Annotated in this window: 25 protein-coding genes; 1 reads left to right on the top strand and 24 read right to left on the bottom strand. The window is 44.4% G+C overall.

Annotated elements, in window-relative coordinates; translation table 11 throughout:
- Positions 1 to 45: 45 nt before the first annotated feature.
- From recN to AC0YN7_RS13295, 24 genes are all read right to left on the bottom strand, one after another.
- A complete protein-coding gene (gene recN / locus AC0YN7_RS13410; protein WP_475810511.1) occupies positions 46 to 1,758 on the bottom strand; it encodes a DNA repair protein RecN in 1,713 nt (570 codons plus the stop codon).
- A 15-nt stretch (positions 1,759 to 1,773) separates the two neighbouring features.
- A complete protein-coding gene (ahrC, locus tag AC0YN7_RS13405) occupies positions 1,774 to 2,226 on the bottom strand; it encodes a transcriptional regulator AhrC/ArgR (RefSeq protein WP_475810510.1) in 453 nt (150 codons plus the stop codon).
- A 19-nt stretch (positions 2,227 to 2,245) separates the two neighbouring features.
- Positions 2,246 to 2,710 carry a hypothetical protein gene (locus AC0YN7_RS13400; RefSeq protein ID WP_475810509.1) on the bottom strand — a complete coding sequence of 155 codons (465 nt, stop codon included), beginning with the start codon at positions 2,708 to 2,710 and terminating at the stop codon, positions 2,246 to 2,248.
- A gap of 187 nt (positions 2,711 to 2,897) precedes the next feature.
- The gene (locus AC0YN7_RS13395) at positions 2,898 to 3,728 is read right to left on the bottom strand and encodes a TlyA family RNA methyltransferase (protein ID WP_475810508.1); all 831 of its coding nucleotides are present in this window, start codon (positions 3,726 to 3,728) and stop codon (positions 2,898 to 2,900) included.
- A gap of 17 nt (positions 3,729 to 3,745) precedes the next feature.
- Positions 3,746 to 5,695 (bottom strand): 1-deoxy-D-xylulose-5-phosphate synthase, encoded by a 1,950-nt coding sequence (gene dxs, locus AC0YN7_RS13390; protein WP_475810507.1) that lies wholly within the window; start codon positions 5,693 to 5,695, stop codon positions 3,746 to 3,748.
- Between the two features lie 66 nt (positions 5,696 to 5,761).
- The gene (locus AC0YN7_RS13385) at positions 5,762 to 6,676 is read right to left on the bottom strand and encodes a polyprenyl synthetase family protein (RefSeq protein ID WP_475810506.1); all 915 of its coding nucleotides are present in this window, start codon (positions 6,674 to 6,676) and stop codon (positions 5,762 to 5,764) included.
- A 2-nt stretch (positions 6,677 to 6,678) separates the two neighbouring features.
- Entirely contained in the window at positions 6,679 to 6,933 is a 255-nt protein-coding gene (gene xseB / locus AC0YN7_RS13380; protein ID WP_475810505.1) for an exodeoxyribonuclease VII small subunit, read from the bottom strand.
- Positions 6,917 to 8,287 (bottom strand): exodeoxyribonuclease VII large subunit, encoded by a 1,371-nt coding sequence (gene xseA / locus AC0YN7_RS13375; protein ID WP_475810504.1) that lies wholly within the window; start codon positions 8,285 to 8,287, stop codon positions 6,917 to 6,919. The genes xseB and xseA overlap by 17 nt, the downstream gene beginning before the upstream one ends.
- Positions 8,288 to 8,300: 13 nt before the next feature.
- On the bottom strand, positions 8,301 to 9,155 hold the full coding sequence (folD, locus tag AC0YN7_RS13370) for a bifunctional methylenetetrahydrofolate dehydrogenase/methenyltetrahydrofolate cyclohydrolase FolD (protein ID WP_475810503.1): 855 nt from the start codon (positions 9,153 to 9,155) through the stop codon (positions 8,301 to 8,303).
- A 37-nt stretch (positions 9,156 to 9,192) separates the two neighbouring features.
- Complete coding sequence (gene nusB / locus AC0YN7_RS13365; RefSeq protein ID WP_475810502.1) at positions 9,193 to 9,636, bottom strand: transcription antitermination factor NusB; 444 nt, start codon at positions 9,634 to 9,636, stop codon at positions 9,193 to 9,195.
- A gap of 163 nt (positions 9,637 to 9,799) precedes the next feature.
- Positions 9,800 to 10,030 carry a DUF2273 domain-containing protein gene (locus AC0YN7_RS13360; protein WP_475810501.1) on the bottom strand — a complete coding sequence of 77 codons (231 nt, stop codon included), beginning with the start codon at positions 10,028 to 10,030 and terminating at the stop codon, positions 9,800 to 9,802.
- Positions 10,031 to 10,044: 14 nt separating this feature from the next.
- Positions 10,045 to 10,602 (bottom strand): alkaline shock response membrane anchor protein AmaP, encoded by a 558-nt coding sequence (gene amaP / locus AC0YN7_RS13355; RefSeq protein WP_475810500.1) that lies wholly within the window; start codon positions 10,600 to 10,602, stop codon positions 10,045 to 10,047.
- Positions 10,603 to 10,703: 101 nt separating this feature from the next.
- Positions 10,704 to 11,111 (bottom strand): Asp23/Gls24 family envelope stress response protein, encoded by a 408-nt coding sequence (locus AC0YN7_RS13350; protein WP_475810499.1) that lies wholly within the window; start codon positions 11,109 to 11,111, stop codon positions 10,704 to 10,706.
- 135 nt (positions 11,112 to 11,246) lie between these two features.
- On the bottom strand, positions 11,247 to 12,602 hold the full coding sequence (gene accC / locus AC0YN7_RS13345; protein ID WP_475810498.1) for an acetyl-CoA carboxylase biotin carboxylase subunit: 1,356 nt from the start codon (positions 12,600 to 12,602) through the stop codon (positions 11,247 to 11,249).
- 53 nt (positions 12,603 to 12,655) lie between these two features.
- Positions 12,656 to 13,159: an acetyl-CoA carboxylase biotin carboxyl carrier protein gene (gene accB, locus AC0YN7_RS13340; RefSeq protein ID WP_475810497.1), complete on the bottom strand. Its 504-nt coding sequence runs from the start codon at positions 13,157 to 13,159 to the stop codon at positions 12,656 to 12,658.
- A 250-nt stretch (positions 13,160 to 13,409) separates the two neighbouring features.
- Entirely contained in the window at positions 13,410 to 14,030 is a 621-nt protein-coding gene (locus tag AC0YN7_RS13335; RefSeq protein WP_475810496.1) for a SpoIIIAH-like family protein, read from the bottom strand.
- A gap of 31 nt (positions 14,031 to 14,061) precedes the next feature.
- A complete protein-coding gene (gene spoIIIAG / locus AC0YN7_RS13330) occupies positions 14,062 to 14,694 on the bottom strand; it encodes a stage III sporulation protein AG (protein WP_475810495.1) in 633 nt (210 codons plus the stop codon).
- A gap of 31 nt (positions 14,695 to 14,725) precedes the next feature.
- The gene (gene spoIIIAF / locus AC0YN7_RS13325) at positions 14,726 to 15,517 is read right to left on the bottom strand and encodes a stage III sporulation protein AF (RefSeq protein ID WP_475810494.1); all 792 of its coding nucleotides are present in this window, start codon (positions 15,515 to 15,517) and stop codon (positions 14,726 to 14,728) included.
- Positions 15,518 to 15,541: 24 nt separating this feature from the next.
- Positions 15,542 to 16,792, bottom strand: coding sequence for a stage III sporulation protein AE (gene spoIIIAE, locus AC0YN7_RS13320; RefSeq protein WP_475810493.1), 1,251 nt, complete (start codon positions 16,790 to 16,792; stop codon positions 15,542 to 15,544).
- A 5-nt stretch (positions 16,793 to 16,797) separates the two neighbouring features.
- Positions 16,798 to 17,193 (bottom strand): stage III sporulation protein AD, encoded by a 396-nt coding sequence (spoIIIAD, locus tag AC0YN7_RS13315; protein WP_475810492.1) that lies wholly within the window; start codon positions 17,191 to 17,193, stop codon positions 16,798 to 16,800.
- A 38-nt stretch (positions 17,194 to 17,231) separates the two neighbouring features.
- Positions 17,232 to 17,435 carry a stage III sporulation protein AC gene (spoIIIAC, locus tag AC0YN7_RS13310; protein ID WP_475810491.1) on the bottom strand — a complete coding sequence of 68 codons (204 nt, stop codon included), beginning with the start codon at positions 17,433 to 17,435 and terminating at the stop codon, positions 17,232 to 17,234.
- 15 nt (positions 17,436 to 17,450) lie between these two features.
- Entirely contained in the window at positions 17,451 to 17,969 is a 519-nt protein-coding gene (gene spoIIIAB / locus AC0YN7_RS13305) for a stage III sporulation protein SpoIIIAB (RefSeq protein WP_475810490.1), read from the bottom strand.
- Entirely contained in the window at positions 17,966 to 19,018 is a 1,053-nt protein-coding gene (spoIIIAA, locus tag AC0YN7_RS13300; protein ID WP_475810706.1) for a stage III sporulation protein AA, read from the bottom strand. Before spoIIIAA ends, spoIIIAB begins: the two co-directional genes overlap by 4 nt.
- A gap of 102 nt (positions 19,019 to 19,120) precedes the next feature.
- Entirely contained in the window at positions 19,121 to 19,387 is a 267-nt protein-coding gene (locus AC0YN7_RS13295) for a YqhV family protein (protein WP_475810489.1), read from the bottom strand.
- A 179-nt stretch (positions 19,388 to 19,566) separates the two neighbouring features.
- Between AC0YN7_RS13295 and AC0YN7_RS13290 the strand changes: the two genes are divergently transcribed.
- Positions 19,567 to 20,280, top strand: coding sequence for a 2-phosphosulfolactate phosphatase (locus tag AC0YN7_RS13290; RefSeq protein WP_475810488.1), 714 nt, complete (start codon positions 19,567 to 19,569; stop codon positions 20,278 to 20,280).
- Positions 20,281 to 20,659: the final 379 nt, after the last annotated feature.

Below are 20,659 nucleotides of genomic sequence, written 5' to 3'. Positions count from 1 at the left end.
CCCGAACGTTTTATGTCCACAAAATCATTCCCTAACTGTATACGATTACGCCCCCTTCTGGCGATGAGCCAAATCAAGCATTTCTTGTGCATGATGCCTTGTTTTTTCCGTAACTTCCACACCGCCTAACATACGCGCTAGTTCTTCTATACGTATCGTTCCGATTAATTCCGCAACAGAAGTTGAAGTGCGTGAACCAATGACCTGCTTGCGGATTTCATAATGATGGTCTGCCATACAAGCAACCTGCGGCAAATGAGTTATTGAGAACACTTGACACTTCAAAGACAGCTGAGACATCTTCTCCGCTATTGCCTGTGCCGCGCGTCCACTTACACCTGTATCCACTTCATCGAATATAAGTACTGGCACTTGATCAATTTCTGCAAATATACTCTTCAGTGCTAGCATTATTCGTGACATCTCGCCGCCTGAAGCAATTTTATTCAACGGCTTTAATGGTTCACCAGGATTAGTGGAAAGCATAAATACAGCTTCATCCATTCCGTTCTGGTGGAGTCGGATTTGCTTTTCTTCTCCTGCATTCGAAGCACTTGTAGCTAACTGCACACTAAACTTAGTTGAAGGCATTTGCAGTTGTCCAAGTTCTTTCTCAATCGCCTCTGCAAGACGTTTAGCCGCATGCTCGCGAAGATGTGATAATTCCTTCGCCAGAGCAAATGCTTGATTATACAACTTCTCTTCTTGCTCACGAAGGTTGTCCAATAGTTGATCACGATTTTCAATTTTATCGCGATCTGATGTGGTTTTTGCCAAATAAGATAAAATATCAGGTATCGTTTCCCCGTATTTTCTCTTTAAACCATTAATTAAATCAAGTCTATCTTCAACCTGAGCAAGCTGGTCTGGATCCGAGTCAATTCCGTCACGATAATCGCGTAATTGAAAGGCCGCATCCTCTGCTTGATAAAAAGCAGATTGCAGCTGTTCAAGCAAAGGGCTGAGCTTGGCCGTATCATAGGTTTGAATGTCGATAAGCTTAGCAACTGCTTTGCTGACCGCGTCTAGTCCTTTACCACCATACAGCAAGGCATAAGCTTCAGAAACAGCATCCAATCTTTTACCTGCATACATTAGCTTGCGCTTCTGTTCCGTTAGTAATTCGTCTTCAAGCGGCTTTAGTTGTGCATTTGTAATTTCTTCAATTTGAAATCGATATAAATCAAGCATCTGGACATTATGTCTTGCTGAATTTTCTAATTCTCGCAACGATGCTCTTGCTTGCTGCAATTGATTAAACACTACTCGATAATTCTGTTTGCGCTCAATGAGCAAGTCTCCTGCAAACATGTCAAGCCATTCCAAATGTTGTTCTGTACGCAATAAGGATTGATGCTCGTGCTGACCATGAATATTAACCAAATATTCGCCGACCTCACGAAGCATTGTCATCGTTACGAGCTGTCCGTTTACTCGGCTGCTGCTTTTGCCATGAGAAGATAACTCTCTTCTAATAACGAGCATCTCTTCTGACGAAGCTTGTACACCTAATTTATTTAGCACATTCCAAACAGGATGACTAGCAGGAAGATCAAACATCGCTTCCATCTCTGCCTTGTCGCAACCGTACCGTACCATGTCTGCGGAGCCACGTCCGCCAACAACCAAACTAAGTGCATCAATTAATATTGATTTACCCGCCCCCGTTTCTCCTGTTAACACATGAAATCCATGATGAAAAGTAACGTTCACTTCTTCAATTACCGCTAAATTCCTTATAGATAACTCACGCAGCATGGCTTAGCATCCTCCTTAGTTCAGTAGCTCAAGAATACGCTCGACAACTTCTCCGCTTTGCGTCTTCGTCCGGCATATAATTAAAATCGTGTCATCCCCACAAATTGTACCCATAATTTCCTGCCATTCCATATTATCGAGCAAAGCACCAAATGCGTTTGCGGTACCAGGCAAGCACTTCATTACTACCAGATTTTCCGTAAAATCAATATGCACGAAGTTGTCATGCAACGCCCGTTTCAGCTTGTGAATTGGATTTTGTCGCTGATGTTCCTGTGGCATAGAATAAATATATCTGCCTTCTGATACAGGAACTTTAATAAGCATCAATTCCTTCATATCACGTGAAACCGTTGCTTGTGTTACTTGCATGCCCGATTGGCGAAGTGCTTCAACAAGCTCTTCCTGTGTTTCAATTGAATTATTCGTAATGATTTCTTTAATCTTGAACTGGCGAATCCCTTTCATATATACCCTCCATGACATGTCAATCCGCAATATGAAATGTAATTTTACGTATCACTCTTTCCTTGGCATCAACGAACAATACCCCCGCGCATTCCGGCAAAAGCAAGGAATATACTAGCAATCGATCACGAACTCCACTTGCCGTCCAATCCATTGGCATTCGATCACGCGCTGTCTTTACGATATACATATTGTTATCTAATTCAGCAATATAATCAATGTATAGCCGACTTCCCTTTCCAAGCGGTGTACCATCCAGCTCGATCGGGATCGGTATTAAATGCTTTCCTGAGCTGACTTCATAACCAGCTTGCTCTAGCAGCAAAATATTTGGATCGTTATCTTTAAGTTCTCCGCCCTTACCAAGCTTAAGACGATTCATGCTTGCAGGCTCATGCAGCCAACGATAAAAAGCTTTATAAATCCAAAATATAAGTAAACAGCTTGCAATTAGCATAATAAACCAATCGCCATACTCTCCCATAAGCCGCCCCCATTTGCAAATGGATTGTTCTTCTTTATCGTTCGATATGATGGGGGCATTTTCCTTTTTCGCATTAAGCGAACGTTTGTTTGGTTAACTACAGTTTATCAAATTTAATAGGTCTCTGTAAAGAAAAAAGATGCCCTGCAGTTAAAAACCGCTTGGCACCCTTCTTGGAAGCTAATGATTACTTTACCGTTGTGAATGTTTGACTTGCCTGTTTTACCAACTGCTCGAGCGCCGTGTCATCAGGTACGCCAACTTTTGTCTCAGCCGACCATACCCAATAAGCTAGAAACTCTATATTTCCTTCTCCGCCGGTAATAGGAGAGAAGGTTAAATTTTGCAATGAATAGCCTAGCTCCGAAGCGGCAGTAAGTACGTTATGCAGCACTTCCTTGTGTACAGCGGAATCACGAACAACGCCTGATTTCCCAACCTTTTCACGACCTGCCTCAAATTGAGGCTTAATTAGCGCTACAATACCTGAACCTGGAGCAAGCAATGTCGATAATGTAGGCAAAATCAGTCGTAACGAAATGAATGAAACATCGATCGAAGCAAACGTTGGCGAAGGGCCAGCTAAATCCGACGGCTGCATATACCGGAAATTCGTTCGTTCCATCACGTTAACACGTTCATCTTGTCTTAAAGACCAATCAAGTTGGTTGTAGCCCACATCTATTGCATATACATAAGACGCGCCATTCTGCAGTGCACAATCGGTAAAACCGCCTGTTGACGCTCCAATATCAAGCATTACACGATCATTCAAATCAATCTCGAAATTACGAATAGCCTTCTCAAGCTTCAAACCGCCACGACTAACATAAGGGTGTAAAGAGCCTTTAACTTTAATATCCGCACTTCGCGGCACTTTCATCCCGCTCTTGTCAACGGGCTCGTTATTAACTAGCACTAGCCCAGCCATCAACGCAGCTTTTGCCTTGACTCTGCTATCATAAAAACCAAGCTCGACCAGCAGCACGTCTATACGTTCTTTAGTAGTTGTTGTCATCTTTCTCCTTCAGACCCTTACTTCTGTCCTGTTGCACGCGTCACAAGGCGCGGGAGCAATGCTTTCATCTCTGTTGCTACTCGATCTGCTGTTAATCCAATTTCTTGCCTTTGCTCTTTTATTGAACCATGCTCTACAAATAAGTCTGGAACGCCAATGACGCGAATAGAAAGCCCATAAATTCCTTTTAACGAATAAAATTCAAGAATGGAGCTGCCTAATCCGCCTAATTCCGAGCCTTCCTCTAATACAATCATATGCTTACCCTCTGAGGCAAGCATCAACAGCATTTGCTCATCTAAAGGTTTAATAAATCGAGCATTTACGATTCGAACATTCAAGCCATCACGCTTTAAATATTCAGCGGCTTCCTCAGCAACTTGAAGCATCGGACCAATTGCTAAAATAACAGCAGAGTCGCCTTCACGAACCGTTTCCCATTTACCAATAGCTAGCGGCTCTGGATTCGGATCTAATTCAACACCTACACCGTTTATTCGCGGATAACGAACCGCGATTGGCCCATCATTATAATCCACGGCTGTCTTGAGCATACGACGCAGCTCATTCTCATTCTTAGGCATCATAATAACCAAGTTCGGTATATGTCGCATGAAAGCAATATCATACACACCGTGATGTGTCTCTCCGTCAGGTCCAACAAACCCGGCACGATCTATAGCGAAAATGACATTTAAGTTTTGCCGACATATATCATGCACGACTTGATCGTAAGCCCTTTGTAAGAAGGTAGAATATACAGCGAATACTGGCTTTAAACCTTCTAATGCAAGCGCCGCTGACATCGTAGCCGCATGCTGCTCGGCAATACCAACATCAATCATTCTATCAGGATATTTTGCGGCAAATTTAAGCAAGCCTGAGCCGCCTGGCATAGCTGGTGTAACGGCTACAATTCGTTTGTCCTGATCGGCTAACTGAATCAGCATTTCGCTGAACACGTCCGTATACATAGGAGGACCTACTGATTTTGCCACTTGACCTGATTCAATTTTGTATGGCGAAATACCATGCCATTTGAATGAATCAGCTTCTGCGGGTGAATAACCTTTACCTTTGACTGTAACAACATGAACAAGGACAGGTCCTGGCATAGAATCAGCTTGACGCAAAATATCAAGTAATTGCTCTAAATCATGACCGTCAACTGGACCCAAATACGTCAGTCCAAATTGTTCGAACAAAATGCCACTCACGAGTAAATATTTCAAGCTGTCTTTAAAACGCTCCGCCGTTTTGGCAAGCTTCCCGCCAATAGCAGGTATTTTATTCAACAGCTGCTGCAATTCGTCTTTTGCTTTCTGGTAATGACGATCTGTTCGAATTTTACCCAAGTATTGATGCAGTGCGCCTACGTTAGGTGCAATCGACATTTCATTATCATTAAGGATAACAATCATATCCTTCTGTTCATGACCGATATGATTCAATGCTTCTAAAGCCATGCCTCCAGTGAGAGCACCATCACCTATAACAGCTACAACCCGGTTGCTTTCCCCTTTTAAATCACGCGCAAGCGCCATTCCCATTGCAGCAGATAGCGAAGTACTGCTATGGCCGGCCTCCCAGACATCGTGCTCGCTCTCGGAGCGTTTCACGAATCCGCATAACCCTTTATATTCACGCAAAGTGTCAAATCGGTCTTTACGACCAGTTAAAATTTTATGAACATATGATTGATGACCGACGTCAAAAACAAATTTATCATCGGGACTATTAAATAAATAATGCATGGCTAGGGTCAATTCAACGACTCCCAAATTGGAAGCGAGATGACCACCCGTAACGGAAAGCTTTTCAATAAGAAACTGACGTATATCAACTGCCAGCTGCTCCAACTGAGCGGTTGTCAAAGCTTTCAAATCTTGAGGTCCGTTTATCTGGTTAAGCAGCACGTTACTTTCCTCACTTTCGCGGACAGCCTCTTGCAGCTGTCTCATGAACATTTACATTTTTCCTAGTATAGCATACCGAAATATATTTCCCAACTAATTTGATAACGGTTTGTTCGATCAATGATCACGTTTTACTAAATAATCTGCAATTTCCAATAGTCGTTCCGGCGCTTGAAAATCCGCTTCCAATATAGCTGATTTGGCTTCCTGTGTTAGCAGTTCAACTTGAGTTCTGCTTTGCTCCAGTCCAATAAGATAAGGATAAGTTACCTTATTCTGCGCGACATCGCTATTTGTTTTCTTACCTAGCTTCTTCTCGTCACCAATCAAATCCAAGATATCATCCTGAATTTGAAAAGCAAGTCCGATATTACGACCATAACGTGCTAGCAGCTCAAGCTGCTTGGAGCTTGCCCCACCAATACGCCCGCCAGCTGTCACTGAAAATACGACTAAATCGCTTGTTTTATGCAAATGAATATATTCCAATTCTTCAACAGACGTAATTCCTTGCTCTCCTAACATGTCAGCGACTTGTCCACCTACCATGCCAGGTGCTCCGGCTAACCTTGCCAAATCTTCCACGATGGCTAAAGCAATTTCAGCGCTTACGCCCGATAAGCGCGACACTTGAGGTATCAAGTGAAAAGCATGCGTCAGCAGTGCATCCCCGGCTAATATAGCCATCGCTTCGCCAAACACCTTGTGATTTGTTGGCTTGCCTCTACGGAAATCATCATTATCCATTGCCGGCAAATCATCATGAATGAGGGAATAAGTGTGAATGTACTCTACAGCGCAAGCAATCGGTATAGCCGCATTCAGAGCATCAGCATTTCCTGCGACTGCTTCTGCCGCTGTAAGGACAAAAGCCGGTCGTAGTCTTTTGCCGCCTGCCTCGAGCGAGTAGTTCATTGCTTCTCTAAGTGTTACTGGAATATCCCATTTCTCTGAAAGGGATTGTTTAAGTGAAGCTTCCGTCAATTTCACACATTGATTTAAATACGCATCTATTGCCAACCTGTCGTTCAAGCTTATTCCCCTTTATCATCGTTTGCAGGTGCAAACGGTTTTTTCTGAAAGCCCTGTTCCGATTCGATGAGCAATTCAATTTTGCGCTCCACCTGCTCGAGCTTACCGCCGCATAGCTGAGAAAGCTTCATGCCTTCTTGAAATAATTCGATTGCTGTCTCTAAAGGCACATCACCATTTTCAAGCTTAGCTACAATTAAATCTAATCGCTCCATCGCTTGCTCAAAACTTAGCTCGCTATTATTTATCGCTTCCATCGATTGGCTCTCCTCTCAATGACCGAACTTGACAATCTATTTGACCGTCTGACATTTTCACTTGAATAATATCGCCCTGTTGAACATCAGATACCGATTTTATTAAACGTTTCTCGTTGGCGTCATATACTAAGCTGTACCCTCTAGACATGACCTTAAGTGGACTCAATGCATCAAGCTGCCCTATAGCTCCATATAGCTTAAGCTTACGCTCTTTCATGATCGAAACCATCACTTGTTCGAGTTGACGAGATGTAGATTGCCAACGCCTTGCCGCGAATGCTGCACGCTCACCTGGGTGATGTCCTGCAAGCACCCTTTGCATACGAGACAATCTCGATTGGCGCCCCTCAGTAATCCGTTGAGTACGCTGCACGAGCTGTTCTTGAAGACGATCAAGCCGCTGCGCTTGCTCAAGCAAATATTTACGAGGATACATAAAGAAAGGCGAGCGTCTAATGCGCTGCAGTTGTTCTTTCTCCTCCCTCACTCGGAAACGGATAGCTTGTACAAGTCTTTGTTTCTGACGAGTGAGCTGCTGCTGAAGTTCTACAATATTAGGAACAGCCAGCTCAGCCGCAGCCGTTGGGGTGGCTGCTCTAAGGTCAGCTACGAAATCAGCCACTGTAAAATCCGTCTCATGACCTACCGCACTAATGATTGGTATTTCAGACGCTGCGATACTTCGAGCTACCGCTTCCTCATTAAAGGCCCAAAGCTCTTCAAGTGAACCGCCGCCGCGACCAACTATTAATACGTCTGCTTCGCCAAAACGATTCATTGCTTCTATTGCTTTAACAATAGCTGGTGCTGCTTGCGCCCCTTGAACAAGTACAGGATACACATACACAGGCATAGACGGATAGCGTCGTTGTATCGTAATAATTATGTCGCGAACCGCGGCCCCCGTAGCAGACGTAATGACACCAATAGCACGTGGAAATCGTGGAATAGAGCGTTTACGTGATTCGGCGAACAGCCCCTCAGCCTCTAGCTTGCTTTTTAACTGCTCAAAAGCGAGGTACAAGCTGCCTAGTCCATCTGGTTGCATAGCGGTAGCGTAGAATTGATAATTACCATCGCGCTCGTAGACCGAAATATTGCCTCTAGCAATAACTTTCGTACCCTCTTTTGGCATAAAGGGTAGACGCTGATTATGAGAAGCGAACATAATACATTTCAAGCGGCTATCGCTATCCTTTAACGTGAAATACATATGACCGCTCGAATGATGTGTGAAATTCGAGATTTCCCCGCGAAGCCACACATCACTAAGCAATGAATCCGACTCGAATTTCATTCGGATGTAACGGTTAAGTTCTTTTATAGAAAAAACGCGAGGTTGTCCTGCCATTCAAACGTCACTCCTAGATTCCGTTTGCCCGCTTTGCTGCTGTTATTGTGTTTTTCATCAGCATTGTAATCGTCATTGGTCCAACTCCGCCTGGAACTGGCGTAATAAAGCCCGCCGTATCTAAGCAGTCATTAAAATCAACATCACCAGCCAATTTTCCGTCAGCTAGACGATTAATGCCTACATCAATTACTATAGCTCCTGGCTTAATAAATCTTTTGTCGATTGCGTTTGCTTTGCCGATTGCTACGACTAGAATATCAGCTTGTTTTGCAATCTCCTCCATATTAGCAGTACGCGAATGACAAATCGTAACTGTTGCATTTTCACGAAGAAGAAGCATGGCTACAGGCTTGCCTACTATGTTGCTTCTACCTATGATGACTGCGTGCTTTCCTGCAATATCAACACCGCTGCGCTTAATAAGCTCGATTACGCCCGCAGGCGTGCAAGGAAGCAGGCTATCATCACCGATGACTAAGTTTCCAACACTTTCAGGATGGAAGCCGTCTACATCTTTGGCCACGTCAATTGCATCAATGACAGATTTCTCATTAATATGCTTTGGTAAAGGCAATTGAACAAGAATTCCGTTAATTGACACCTGGTTGTTCAGACGATTAATAACGGATAACAATTCCTCTTCACTTGTATTTGCAGCTAAACGGTGGACTTCTGAATAAAATCCTAATTGCTGACATGCTTTTTCCTTAGAGCCTACATATACCTTCGAAGCAGGGTCTTCGCCTACTAACACTACAGCTAATCCAGGTACTACGCCTTTTTCTTTTAGGGCTGCAGTTTCTGTAATCATTTCCTCACGTATAAGGTCAGATATTTTTTTACCTTCAATGATTTGCGCGCTCATAGCTCCAGTCTCCTTTTGCATCTATTCGATGCTTTTTCTATGATTTCAGCTCGTCTACTTCGAGAAGCAATTTCCCGAGCACACCGTTTACAAATTTACCTGATTCTTCTGTACCGAAATGTTTGGCAAGCTCTATGGCTTCATTAATTGTCGCTTTCGGCGGTACGTCATCACGGAAAACCATCTCATAACATGCAAGCCTAAGAACTTGACGATCCACACGCGATAAACGATCAACCTGCCAGCCTGTCAAAAATTGCTGAAGCATTCCGTCAATGGCTTGTCTGTGCTCCATTACACCATAAACAAGTTCGCGAGCAAACTCATCTGTGCTTCCAATTTCTGAAGGATCAGCACCTATTTCATTATCTTGACGCAGCTCTTCCATAAGCATATCGACTGCTTCAGCTGCCGAGACTTCATTCATTTCCATTTGATACAAACTTGATACTGCTATTTCTCGTGCTAATCTTCGTTTCATGTGACCTCCGCGGCAGATTTAATGCCATTTAAATTAATTTTTACCATACGGTAACAGCTTTCCTTCTCCAGTTGGAGGAAGACGTTTCAAAAAAACCTATGATCTCCTCCCTGCCCCGAATAAGCGGCTATCCGGATTCCGGAGTACGGAGGAGACCACAGGTTCATTTAAACGGTCGAAACCTTTCGAGCAGCGAATACCATATCCGTTGTATTGGCAAAATGGGTTCGTTACCTAATTCCTTCTGCTTGCCGACCCAATAACCGACAGATACAAGCAACGCGATAAAGACCATGTCCCAAAACCCGACAAATAAATAAATAAGCCCGAAAAACAACCCCGTCGCAGCACCTGCTGCGCGTTTCCCATAGGATGTCCAAAATTCCCTCCACATCAGCAAACTCACCTCTATTCCACGCGACTCTTAAACGTGCCAGTTTGAATGATGTTAGCGATGAATACAGCAACATTCATAACAGGTATCCCTGTAATTTCCTCAACATGTTCTTTGACAGAACGTTGAACCTCTTCCGTTAGCACAGGAATGGAGCTCTCGCCATCCACTACAGCACGCAGCACGATATCTAGACCTGCATCGGTTGCACGAATGCGCGCGCGCAAATCTTTAACACCACGTTGACGAGTTGCTGCTTTAAGCGCTAAGTTCTCGATTGTTTCCATCGATATACGAATATCGCCAAAGTCTGTTCTCTGGTCAATTGATGGCGCAGAAGCTGAGCCGCGTTGAAGAGAAACGATAAAAAATCGCAAGCTTAATAAAAAAAGAATAACACTTACTCCAGCTATCGTATATTGCAAGGAATCGAGACGATATAAATCACCTATAAGATCTGACATAAGATCTTTTGAAATTCCACCAAATCCTAAAATAATGAGGAAAATAGATACGCATCCGATTACGATGCTATATAGAAACAAAAGCAGCTTGTCTACGACTTTAATCAACGTAGTGCCTCCTCCTGTCAAGCCGAATGAAAACCCCCTAGCGCCGAGCGGCATGCCCAATCACGAGGGGGTTGTACGGAATTCAATTAATGATTGATTCTTTATTTAACTCGGTATTGCTGGTCATCTTCTTCCGGCTTTTCTGCCGTCTTGAAATGTACATCGTGAATATGTACGTTCACTTCCACGACATGCAGTCCTGTCATCATCTCGATCGAACGTTTCACATTACGTTGAATTTCCGAAGCAATCTCCGGAATACGATTTCCATATTCAACTATAATGGATACATCAACCGCGGCTTCACGCTGACCAACCTCAACCTTGACACCTTTGGATAAATTTTTGCGACCAAGAAGCTCTGCGATTCCGCCTGCAAATCCGCCGCTCATTCCAGCAACGCCATCCACTTCAACCGTAGCTAACCCAGCGATTACTTCGATGACTTCGGGTGCAATTTGAATTGTACCCATGTCCGTTTTCTCATATTCCGCAGCGATTATACTCATGATGGTTGTACACCTCCCTAAAGTTGCGCGTACCCAGCATCTTGGCCGAGCATAGACCGCATCTTGTTAATATACTATAACATTCGTCAAGAATTATGACAAACAATACTAGTTGATCACAGTATTGTCATTTTCTTATTCAGGAGTATTGATATCATAATCCTCTAGGAACTTGATATCAAAATTTCCATCGATAAATTTAGAGTGATTCAGAAGCTTTAAGTGGAAAGGAATTGTCGTACGAATGCCTTCAATCGCAAACTCTGACAATGCTCTCTTCATCCTTGCTATCGCTTCCTCACGAGTTGCGCCCCATACGATCAGCTTAGCGATCATAGAGTCGTAATGCGGCGAAATCGTATACCCAGGATAGACTGCGCTATCAACCCGCACTCCTGCTCCGCCCGGAGGCAAGTAAAATGGAATATTTCCCGGCGATGGCATAAAGTTGCGTTCGGAATCTTCCGCGTTAATGCGACATTCAATCGACCAGCCGTTAATTTTCAGATCACTTTGCGTGAATGACAATGGGTTGCCTTCTGCAACTGAAATCATTTCTTTAATTAAATCCACATTCGTGATCATCTCTGTTACGGGATGCTCAACCTGAATACGTGTATTCATTTCCATGAAATAAAATTTGCCGTCCGGCCCCAGTAAAAACTCGAGCGTACCTGCCCCCGAATAGTTAACGGCAAGAGCAGCTCGTACTGCCGCTTGCCCCATACTTTCACGCAGTTCCGGCGATAACACAGAACATGGCGCTTCCTCTAGAAGCTTCTGACGTCTGCGCTGCACCGAGCAGTCGCGTTCGAACAGATGAACAGCGTTGCCATGCTTATCGGCCATTATTTGAATTTCAACATGCTTCATACCTGTCAAATATTTCTCTAAATAAACGCCTGCATTACCGAAAGCTTTCTGAGCTTCCTGCTGAGCAGTCGTAATTTGTTGTACGAGTGTCGCTTCATCTTCGGCGATACGTATGCCTTTGCCCCCGCCGCCTGCTGTCGCTTTGATTATGACTGGATATCCGATATCACGAGCTACGCGAATCGCTTCATCCATATTCTCAACCAAACCGTCAGAGCCAGGTATGATAGGAACATTAGCTGTTTTCATCGTGAGTTTAGCTACGGCCTTGTCTCCCATTTTGCTAATCGCTTCTGGAGACGGTCCGATAAAGGTAATGTTGCATGACTCGCATATTTCAGCAAAGTCAGCGTTTTCAGCAAGGAAACCATATCCCGGATGAATCGCATCACATTCTGTTATCGTTGCTACACTCATAATATTTGTTAAATTTAAATAGCTATCCTTAGATGCGGTCGGTCCGATACAATAAGCTTCATCGGATAACCGAACATGGAGAGAGTCGCGATCCGCTTCGGAATAAACAGCAACTGTGCTAATACCAAGCTCACGACAAGCCCTTATTATTCTTACCGCAATTTCGCCGCGATTTGCAATTAATACTTTGTGAAATTTCACGTAGGAACCCCTTTCAGACAACTATATCCCTGTTCGGACGTTAACTCACTAAACTACTCTGTTTTTACAAGAAATAACGGTTGACCATACTCTACAAGCTGACCATTCGTCACTAAAACTTCTACAATTTCACCGCGAACCTCTGCTTCGAGCTCATTCATCAGCTTCATTGCTTCCAAAATACATACGACACTTTTCTCGTTAACACGGTCTCCCGCTTTAACAAACTCAGCTGCATCCGGAGTCGGTGAGCTATAGAATGTGCCTACCATCGGCGATACGATTTGATGCAATTGGTCTGTCGATGGACGAACCGGCGCAGTTTCTTGAATTGCTGGCTGCTGCACAGCTGCTTGTACAGCAGGCTGTTGCGGTACGTTAGATAAAGGGGCCTGCGAATATGTATGCGTCATTGGAGCTGCTTGCACATTCACCACTTCTGTTTTGCCAGGCTTGCGGATGAGCAGGCGCGTCCCTTCGTTTTCGATTTCCAGCTCATGAACGGAAGTTTGATCAACCAACTTGATCAACTCTTTGATCTCGCTCAACTTGAACATGAATATTTTCACTCCTTAAATTTGCGATAGCAAAAATAGCTTCAAAAGCAAAGTACAGTATTCTGTCTCAATGCCATTCTATCCAATTCTTCCACATAACGTTTAGTATTATATCATAAACATGCCTGAACACGAATCATTTTTTGCATAATTATGAATAAGACTCAAAAAAAAGTCTCGATAGACTCCAGCAGAAGCGCTGGTGACTACCGGGACTTTTTGGAACTGCGCTGGCAAGACCGTTTGTCAATTACTGAACGAATTGAACAAACACTTGCTCTGCGCCTACTTCAAAGGTATCCATTACTTTAGCAATAATCTCTGCCGCTTGTTTCTTTTCAAACGTTTCACTTTGCACGACAACCTTGTACCGATCGCTTTCCTCAGCAACTACTGCGATTTCATATTTTTTCATCAACTCTGATTCCAAATTCATAATTTTGGAATTTTTATCTTCAATCATATCCATCTCAGCCATTGCCGCTGCAGCTTCCTCTGGCTTCGATTGCGTTTCAGATACGACTGCCATTAGTCTGTTATCCACTTCAATATTTTTCATTTCACGTTTTGCTAGAAGTTCACTGAACAACCCGCCAGCCGCTAGTCCTTGATCGTCTATTTGATTGAGCACATCTTTGTCAGCATCGCTTATAACAGCCTTATCGCCGCTCGGAAGCTCAGCTCCTTCTACGACAAGCCCCTCCTTATTAGTCGCTGCTTCTGTAGCATTCTGACCAACCTGCTCTACTTGCGATCCGTCAGTCAAAACATCAGGCGTATCCGTGTCTTGTGTAAATAAATAATACGCTGATAGCACCACCATTAAGCTAAGCATGGATACGAGCCAAACCGTTTGTCTTTTCGTGTTCATAAGAACAGCCTCCCTAATTCCTCAAATTAGTTTATTGCTTGCTTGGCAAAACAGAGATACGATTAACCGGCACATTAACGCCCTTCTCGACCGCTTGGATGATCAGACGTCTAACTGTCGCATTCTCCGCGCCTTTGGCGACTATGAGTACACCGCGAACACGCGGGTTAATCGTTTTAGTAATAATAGGCTTCTGGTCCCCTGACACTTCGTACATGACAACCTGCCCATCCTTCGTTGCCGTCTTTATTTGTCGGCGCCCTCCATTACGGTCGGTTTCGTCCGTATCAGATTGCGATTCCTGTGTATCTCTTACTACTTCTATTATTTCCGTGGAGTCAATCGTGACAAGTACATCCACTGTGCCAACTCCCACGATTTTCTCCAAAATTTCTTTCAATCGTGATTCCAAAGGCTTCTCGACTGATTCGAATGGAGAGCCGGATGAGCCGGATGAATTGCTCCAAGCCGCTTGGTCCTTCGGTAACGGAACAGGATCCTGCACTGAACGATCGACATCCTTGAATGTCAGAAAAGAATTCAAAATCATTAGCGCTGCTCCAATCAAGCCGATGATAAGCAGCATTCTCAGCGTCCGTACTCTCTTCGGCCCGCCGGGGCCACCGCCAACAGCTGATTCTATGCCTTCCAGCCATTTGGCCACCGCGCTGTACCCCCTCTCTCCAAACTATCAATTATCGAGTCGCTGTTTTTTGCGATGGCTGACGCACATAAATTTTGTCCACATCGACACCCCAGCCTTGTACGATTAAACGATTGATTGCGGCAGCCGTCTCAGGGTCCGCTTGCGTCCAGCGCTCTTCACCAGCCTGTTGTTTGTTTGTTGCTGCTTCTTCTCCCGGATTTGGCACCAACTGCTCGGAAGACGGCTGTTGTTTCATGCTATCTTCCTCAAGCTCGAGTTCCAGATCAATATCAATAGCAACCGGTATAACCTCTTTCATTGCTTGGCCGTTGGAAGTCAAATCTGATTTAGAATCGCTTTTGTTTTGCCTATCAACAGACTCTAAAGTAACGATTACTTGACTAATGTATGGAGTTTTCTTGCCTGACTGGACGATCCAGTTAAGCTGTGCGTCCACTGATTTCACCTTAGCATTGGTTCTTTCTAGCAATTCAGTCCGCATGGTGTCCTCCAGTGTACGCTCTGTAAGATTAGCTGCTTCTAACTCCTGCTTTTCTTTCAAACGTTCGGCGTCGTCTTGTATTTGATTAAGACTCGTCATTTGCGCGCCCTTATTTGTAGTCATTTCACTCCACTGCTCCATTCCCGAATCCAGCTTGGTGCTAATATCGCCTTGAATCAGTCTAAGAATCGGTGAAAGGATAGTCAGTAAAATAAATAATCCGACAACGAGCCGAGCATATCTCTGCATCGCTTTGTTCGGCAGAAGCAGTTCTACGAGCACCGCCAGCAGAATGACCGCGATGATATCCCTCAGCCAGTCGCTTAACCAAGCAACCACAGCTTACACATCTCCTTCCTTACCTCACCTAACCATTAATGACGCATTTCCCGCCGTCAAAATAATCGTTACTGCGAGGAAAAACATGAGGCTGACGGCTGCCAGTGCAGCAAATACGTAAATCATCGTCTTGCCGATCGTCTGAAGACAATTCACAATAGGCGATTCTCCGAGCGGCTGCATAACCGCGGCGGATACGTTGTATATAAGTGCTAAAGTCAATATTTTGATTACTGGAAAAGCGCTTATGAAGAGCAATACGATAACGCCAGCCAATCCAATCGCGTTTTTGGCTAACATTGAGGCTGAAATGACAGTGTCTGCTGCATCCGAAAACATTTTGCCTACAACAGGTACGAAATTGCCGGTAACGAATTTAGCTGTTCGCAGCGTTACGCCGTCTGTCACCGCTCCCGTCACCCCCTGTACGGAAATGACCCCCAGAAAGACGGTTAGAAGCACACCCAATATACCAACGCCAATATTTCTCAGCAGGTTTGCAAGCTGTGTCACTTTAAACTTTTCTGTCAATGCACTGGCTATATGGAGCACCGCTGAGAAAAACAAAAGCGGGAAGACAACGGTATAAATAGTCGTTCCAACGGCATTGATCATAAAAATAATTAACGGATGGAGAACAGATACAGTAACTACATTTCCCATCGAAGCAAGCAGGGTGAGCAGCAGCGGCACCATCGCCAGCATGAATTGGATCATGCTCTCAATTGCCCCTCTAGCATAGCCAATGGCCACATGGAAGCTGTTCACCGCAATAATGATCATTACCATGTAAGTAATGGAGTAAGCTACTTTGCTAACCGCATTTCGCTCAAAGGCATTTTGCAAGGTTTCAAGCACCATACTAAATACGGTTAGCATGACGATTGTTACGAGCAGCTTGCCGTTATAAAGCACTTCATGCAGCATGTAACGAAGCAAACCCTTCAGCATATCGGTTAGTTTTAGACCATCACCTCCAGGAAGAATCATTTCCATGAAAGTCGGAATCTTTTGTTCTGGAAAAAAACCGCCATATTCACTGCGAAGCATGTTCCAATATGACTCAACCGCTTGCGTATCCAATCCGCCCACTTGCTCTGATGTAAGCTGCTTTCTTAATTGTTCTGGGCTTAGTTGTTGTTCAATCTTGCTAGGCTCTTCTCCGCTCGCGCTTCCCGCGTAACCAATGACTGGAACATAAGTGAGCAAAAATGACGCAACAAGAAGAAACAACAATAGCTTGACCCGTTTGTGAGCAAGAGCAGTGTCTAACATATGCGTCAACTCCCGTCCGGCAGCAAGCTTATTACCGTCTCAACGATAACGCTAATTATTGGAACGGCCATGACGAGAATCAACACCTTGCCGGCAAACTCAATTTTTGAAGCCATTCCCTCTTGACCTGCATCCCTTACGATTTGCGCCCCGAACTCGGCGATGTAGGCAATACCAATTATTTTCAGTATCGTCTTTAGATAAATGGACGGGATGCCCGCTCTAGTAGCCAAATCCTCAAGCACGGATATGACGATTTCGATTTTGCCAATTACGTACAGGAATATAAACAACCCTGTAAACGCTGCGAGCAAAAAAGCAAACATCGGCTTCTGCTCTTTAATGACAAGTATGAGTATAGTAGTCATCAGTCCAAGTCCGACGATTTGAATCATTTCCAAGTGTACTCACCTACTTGCTTGCATCCATCTGTAAATATCTACTGAAATAAAAAAATCGACTTTATTTCTTGGAACAATTCATTAAGAAGACGAACGACCATAAACAGTACGACAACAAAACCGATAACAGTTACCCAATGCGCCATATCTTCCTTTCCCATCTGCTTCAGAACCGAATGGATCATTGCGATTACAATTCCGATTCCAGCAATTTGGAAAATGGCGCTCACATCCATGTTCATCTGTGCGGCACCCCATTACACCATCAAAATGACGATCAGCACAGCGATCAAAATACCGAGACTTTTCCACATTTTCTCGTAACGCCCTTGATCGTCTCTCGCTGCGTCCTCCTCTGTCTTCAACTGTATTAACGCAAGGTGCAAATGTTTGATTTGATCTTCCTTGTCACTAATGCCAAGTGTTGAACCAAGCCTTATCAGCACCGATTGCTCATTGCTTCGCATGGACGTTGTTCCCCAGTGTGATTTAACAGCCTGCTCCCAGCTCTCGCGAAAGGAAAGGCCTTCTGTCTCCCATATGCCATTCGCCGCTTTGCGAAACAAAGTAGATAGCGGCTCAGGCGTTGCATCCGCTGTTCTCACAAACGCTTCTGGGAGTGGAGTTTGTCCATAGCTTATCTCTGTTTCTAGCCGCTGAAGAGCATGAGCTAGCTGACGCAGCTGACGGGGACGAAGGGCAAGTCTTGACGCCTGCTGAAAGCCAATCATCGTTCCCGCAAACAAAATGAGTACCGCACCTAGCAGCTTAATCATGGATCATCCGCTCTTAACCGACCAGAGTATGCTGACGCCGTGTCTGCAGTTATTGGGTGCAAGGCAATTGAGGGATCACGCGCTGCTGCAGATCGTAAAGCAGAATCAGCCGATACAACACGATGCATCGTACCTTCGGCTGTTCGCTTCAGCTCCACAACGTATGTGAATGCTCCATCATCGAGCAGCTTCCGCAGAACAGGCCTGCCTCTCGCTTCTTGTAAATCATAGGCGTGAGCGGTTGCTACTACACTTATCCCAGCATGACTAGCTTCACGAATGGCTTCCCCATCCTCAGGCCGACCGATTTCATCGGCGATCAACACCTCGGGAGACATGGAACGAAGCAGCATCATCATCCCTTCCGCTTTTGGGCAAGCATCCATGACATCCGTCCGCGGACCAACATCGAATGTTGGTATCCCTCGAACACAAGCGGCGATTTCAGATCGCTCATCAACAATACCTACCTTTCTGCCTTGCCAGCCTGGCCCTTCATGCATCGGCCATAATCCATAGCTAACGGATCTTGCGATGTCGCGAACCAATGTCGTTTTCCCTTGCTGGGGCGGTGCTAAAATGAGGGTAGAATGCAAGGTTTTCCTTGCGCGATCGACCAGCTTCGGCAGTAGGAGAGCACTAGCCCCGATCACCTCTCTAGCAACCCGAATATTAAAAGCGCCGATATCGCGTATTCCTCGTACAGACCCACTGTCTAATATCGTTCTCCCGGCAAGACCAATTCGATGACCTCCCGATACGGTAATAAAGCCTCTTCGCAGCTCTTCTTCCATCGCATATAAGGAGTAGTTGGTTATCCGCTCGAGCAGCTTGCGACATACATCGGACGAGGGCTTGTATGCTCCATCAGCTGATTGACGCAAAGTACCGTCGCTAGCCATAAAACGAGACTGACTGCGAAAACCAATCTCAAGAGGTCGTCCTTCCCGAACTCGGATCTCCTCAAGCTGCTCCTGCATCTGATCAGGAAGGCGCTCCAGCAGCGTCTTCAGCTCCAATGGCAATAAGTGAATAATGCGTGCCAGCATGCTAATCTCACTCCCTGATGTTTGTCCTTCGTAGTTCCATTTGTATGCGTCCATCGTGAAAATATGACTCCATAGCTGTCAAAATACTAGAGTTGCAATCTATTATTTTTTTAGAATTCCGATCATTAAGCATATGATGCCTCCCGCGACCCAAAGAAATTTAGTAGGCGACAGCTTATCTGACAGCCCTACCAGTCCTATTGTTGTTGTTGCTATTAGAATCAGAGGCCCAACAAGGGCAAGTGATGAATTGACGACCAGAGCTTTATCAATCTGATTCAAACGCAGCATAAGCAGCGCCGCTAAAATCTCGATCGTGCCGGACATGAGTCGAAGTGATGCCATACTTAAAACAATTTTGTTTAACATAGACGAACTACCTCCCTTCAATAAAATATCATATTGTTATTCTATGCACGCTTGTCTACATTTCATGCCGTACACCTGCCTACCTATTGCCGCATATAGTGAAGAATTGAATGAAGCCAAACTTGATTAGACGCAAAATTTTATTTTTGTGATTGAATGAGGAGAAAGGCGGAAGAATAATGTTTCAAGTGCAAATCATTTCCAGTGTAAATGAAGCTAGCTCAGCCAAATTTCATCATAAAACGGCCATAATCATTGATGTATTACGAGCGACTAGCACCATAAGCACTGCACTTGCCGCAGGGGCATTGTGCGTAATACCCGCAGAAACGGTTATGGAGGCACGTGCCCTGCAACGGCCCGGAGACGTTCTAGGTGGTGAACGGTTCTGCCGAAAAATTGCCGGCTTTGATTTAGGCAATTCACCAGAGGAATATACAGAGCAAGCAGTAGGCGGACGAAGAGTCATTCTGACTACGACCAATGGCACTAGGGCCATTCATAAATCAATGCGGGCTGATTATGTGCTGACGGCCTCCTTGCTAAATGCGGCGGCTTGCGCAAAGACAGCGATTGAGCTTAAGAGGGATGTCGTCATTTTATGTGCGGGGAGCAATGATGAATTTGCGATTGAGGATGGGCTTTGCGCGGGTCTTATACTCGATAAAATGCTTTCTCTAAGCTCTCAAGCGATTGAATCGGATGATTTCGGCACAGCTATGCTGGCTCTCTATCGGAATCGTGCAGATCATTTGGGTGAAACGCTGAGCTGTGGTTTGTCTGGGAAAAAACTAATAAAGCTTGGGTTAAAGCGTGATATCGAGGTTTGCTCTATGCTAGATATTTACCAAGATGTTCCACGATTGAATGGTGAGTTGTTAACGCGATTTTAAAAGGATATTTCGATAATAGGTAATGGGATGGTCATAACTATAAATAAGTTGAACTAGAGTTCTATTTAATTTCAAATTTTGCAATTAATTGATTACACAAATGAATAATCTAAGTTTTAGTGTCATAGGATGAACCTAATTGTCCGGTTAGCATGAATGCGCCCCACTTTTTGGATATTTAAATAACTATTTTGAAACTATTTCAACTATATCTTCCTGATGACTCTCGTTAGTTTCACAATTTGAAATTATTTCACACCTAGCCTCATAGGCTCAGTTTACATCTAACCCCGTTCAAGGCGATAAAATCGACAAATGAATGGATACTCCTGTCGTGAGCGATCGTGTAACCTTGTTTTACTTAAAAAATCAAAACAAA

The organism is Paenibacillus sp. J31R122 (genome assembly GCF_056269185.1).
Note: the sequence above shows the minus strand (reverse complement) of the source record. Positions and strands in the feature narration are given on the sequence as shown.

What these genes read in the sequence shown, in the direction of transcription:
- accB (WP_475810497.1), bottom strand. Translation starts at nt 13,159, where the DNA reads ATGTTCAAGTTGAGCGAGATCAAAGAGTTGATCAAGTTGGTTGATCAA.
- nusB (WP_475810502.1), bottom strand. Translation starts at nt 9,636, where the DNA reads ATGAAACGAAGATTAGCACGAGAAATAGCAGTATCAAGTTTGTATCAA.
- spoIIIAE (WP_475810493.1), bottom strand. Translation starts at nt 16,792, where the DNA reads ATGTTAGACACTGCTCTTGCTCACAAACGGGTCAAGCTATTGTTGTTT.
- recN (WP_475810511.1), bottom strand. Translation starts at nt 1,758, where the DNA reads ATGCTGCGTGAGTTATCTATAAGGAATTTAGCGGTAATTGAAGAAGTG.
- AC0YN7_RS13395 (WP_475810508.1), bottom strand. Translation starts at nt 3,728, where the DNA reads ATGACAACAACTACTAAAGAACGTATAGACGTGCTGCTGGTCGAGCTT.
- spoIIIAB (WP_475810490.1), bottom strand. Translation starts at nt 17,969, where the DNA reads ATGATTAAGCTGCTAGGTGCGGTACTCATTTTGTTTGCGGGAACGATG.
- ahrC (WP_475810510.1), bottom strand. Translation starts at nt 2,226, where the DNA reads ATGAAAGGGATTCGCCAGTTCAAGATTAAAGAAATCATTACGAATAAT.
- AC0YN7_RS13400 (WP_475810509.1), bottom strand. Translation starts at nt 2,710, where the DNA reads ATGGGAGAGTATGGCGATTGGTTTATTATGCTAATTGCAAGCTGTTTA.
- xseB (WP_475810505.1), bottom strand. Translation starts at nt 6,933, where the DNA reads ATGGAAGCGATAAATAATAGCGAGCTAAGTTTTGAGCAAGCGATGGAG.
- xseA (WP_475810504.1), bottom strand. Translation starts at nt 8,287, where the DNA reads ATGGCAGGACAACCTCGCGTTTTTTCTATAAAAGAACTTAACCGTTAC.
- AC0YN7_RS13360 (WP_475810501.1), bottom strand. Translation starts at nt 10,030, where the DNA reads ATGTGGAGGGAATTTTGGACATCCTATGGGAAACGCGCAGCAGGTGCT.
- dxs (WP_475810507.1), bottom strand. Translation starts at nt 5,695, where the DNA reads ATGTTCATGAGACAGCTGCAAGAGGCTGTCCGCGAAAGTGAGGAAAGT.
- AC0YN7_RS13295 (WP_475810489.1), bottom strand. Translation starts at nt 19,387, where the DNA reads ATGTTAAACAAAATTGTTTTAAGTATGGCATCACTTCGACTCATGTCC.
- spoIIIAC (WP_475810491.1), bottom strand. Translation starts at nt 17,435, where the DNA reads ATGAACATGGATGTGAGCGCCATTTTCCAAATTGCTGGAATCGGAATT.
- AC0YN7_RS13290 (WP_475810488.1), top strand. Translation starts at nt 19,567, where the DNA reads ATGTTTCAAGTGCAAATCATTTCCAGTGTAAATGAAGCTAGCTCAGCC.
- AC0YN7_RS13335 (WP_475810496.1), bottom strand. Translation starts at nt 14,030, where the DNA reads ATGAACACGAAAAGACAAACGGTTTGGCTCGTATCCATGCTTAGCTTA.
- spoIIIAA (WP_475810706.1), bottom strand. Translation starts at nt 19,018, where the DNA reads ATGCTGGCACGCATTATTCACTTATTGCCATTGGAGCTGAAGACGCTG.
- folD (WP_475810503.1), bottom strand. Translation starts at nt 9,155, where the DNA reads ATGAGCGCGCAAATCATTGAAGGTAAAAAAATATCTGACCTTATACGT.
- AC0YN7_RS13350 (WP_475810499.1), bottom strand. Translation starts at nt 11,111, where the DNA reads ATGAGTATAATCGCTGCGGAATATGAGAAAACGGACATGGGTACAATT.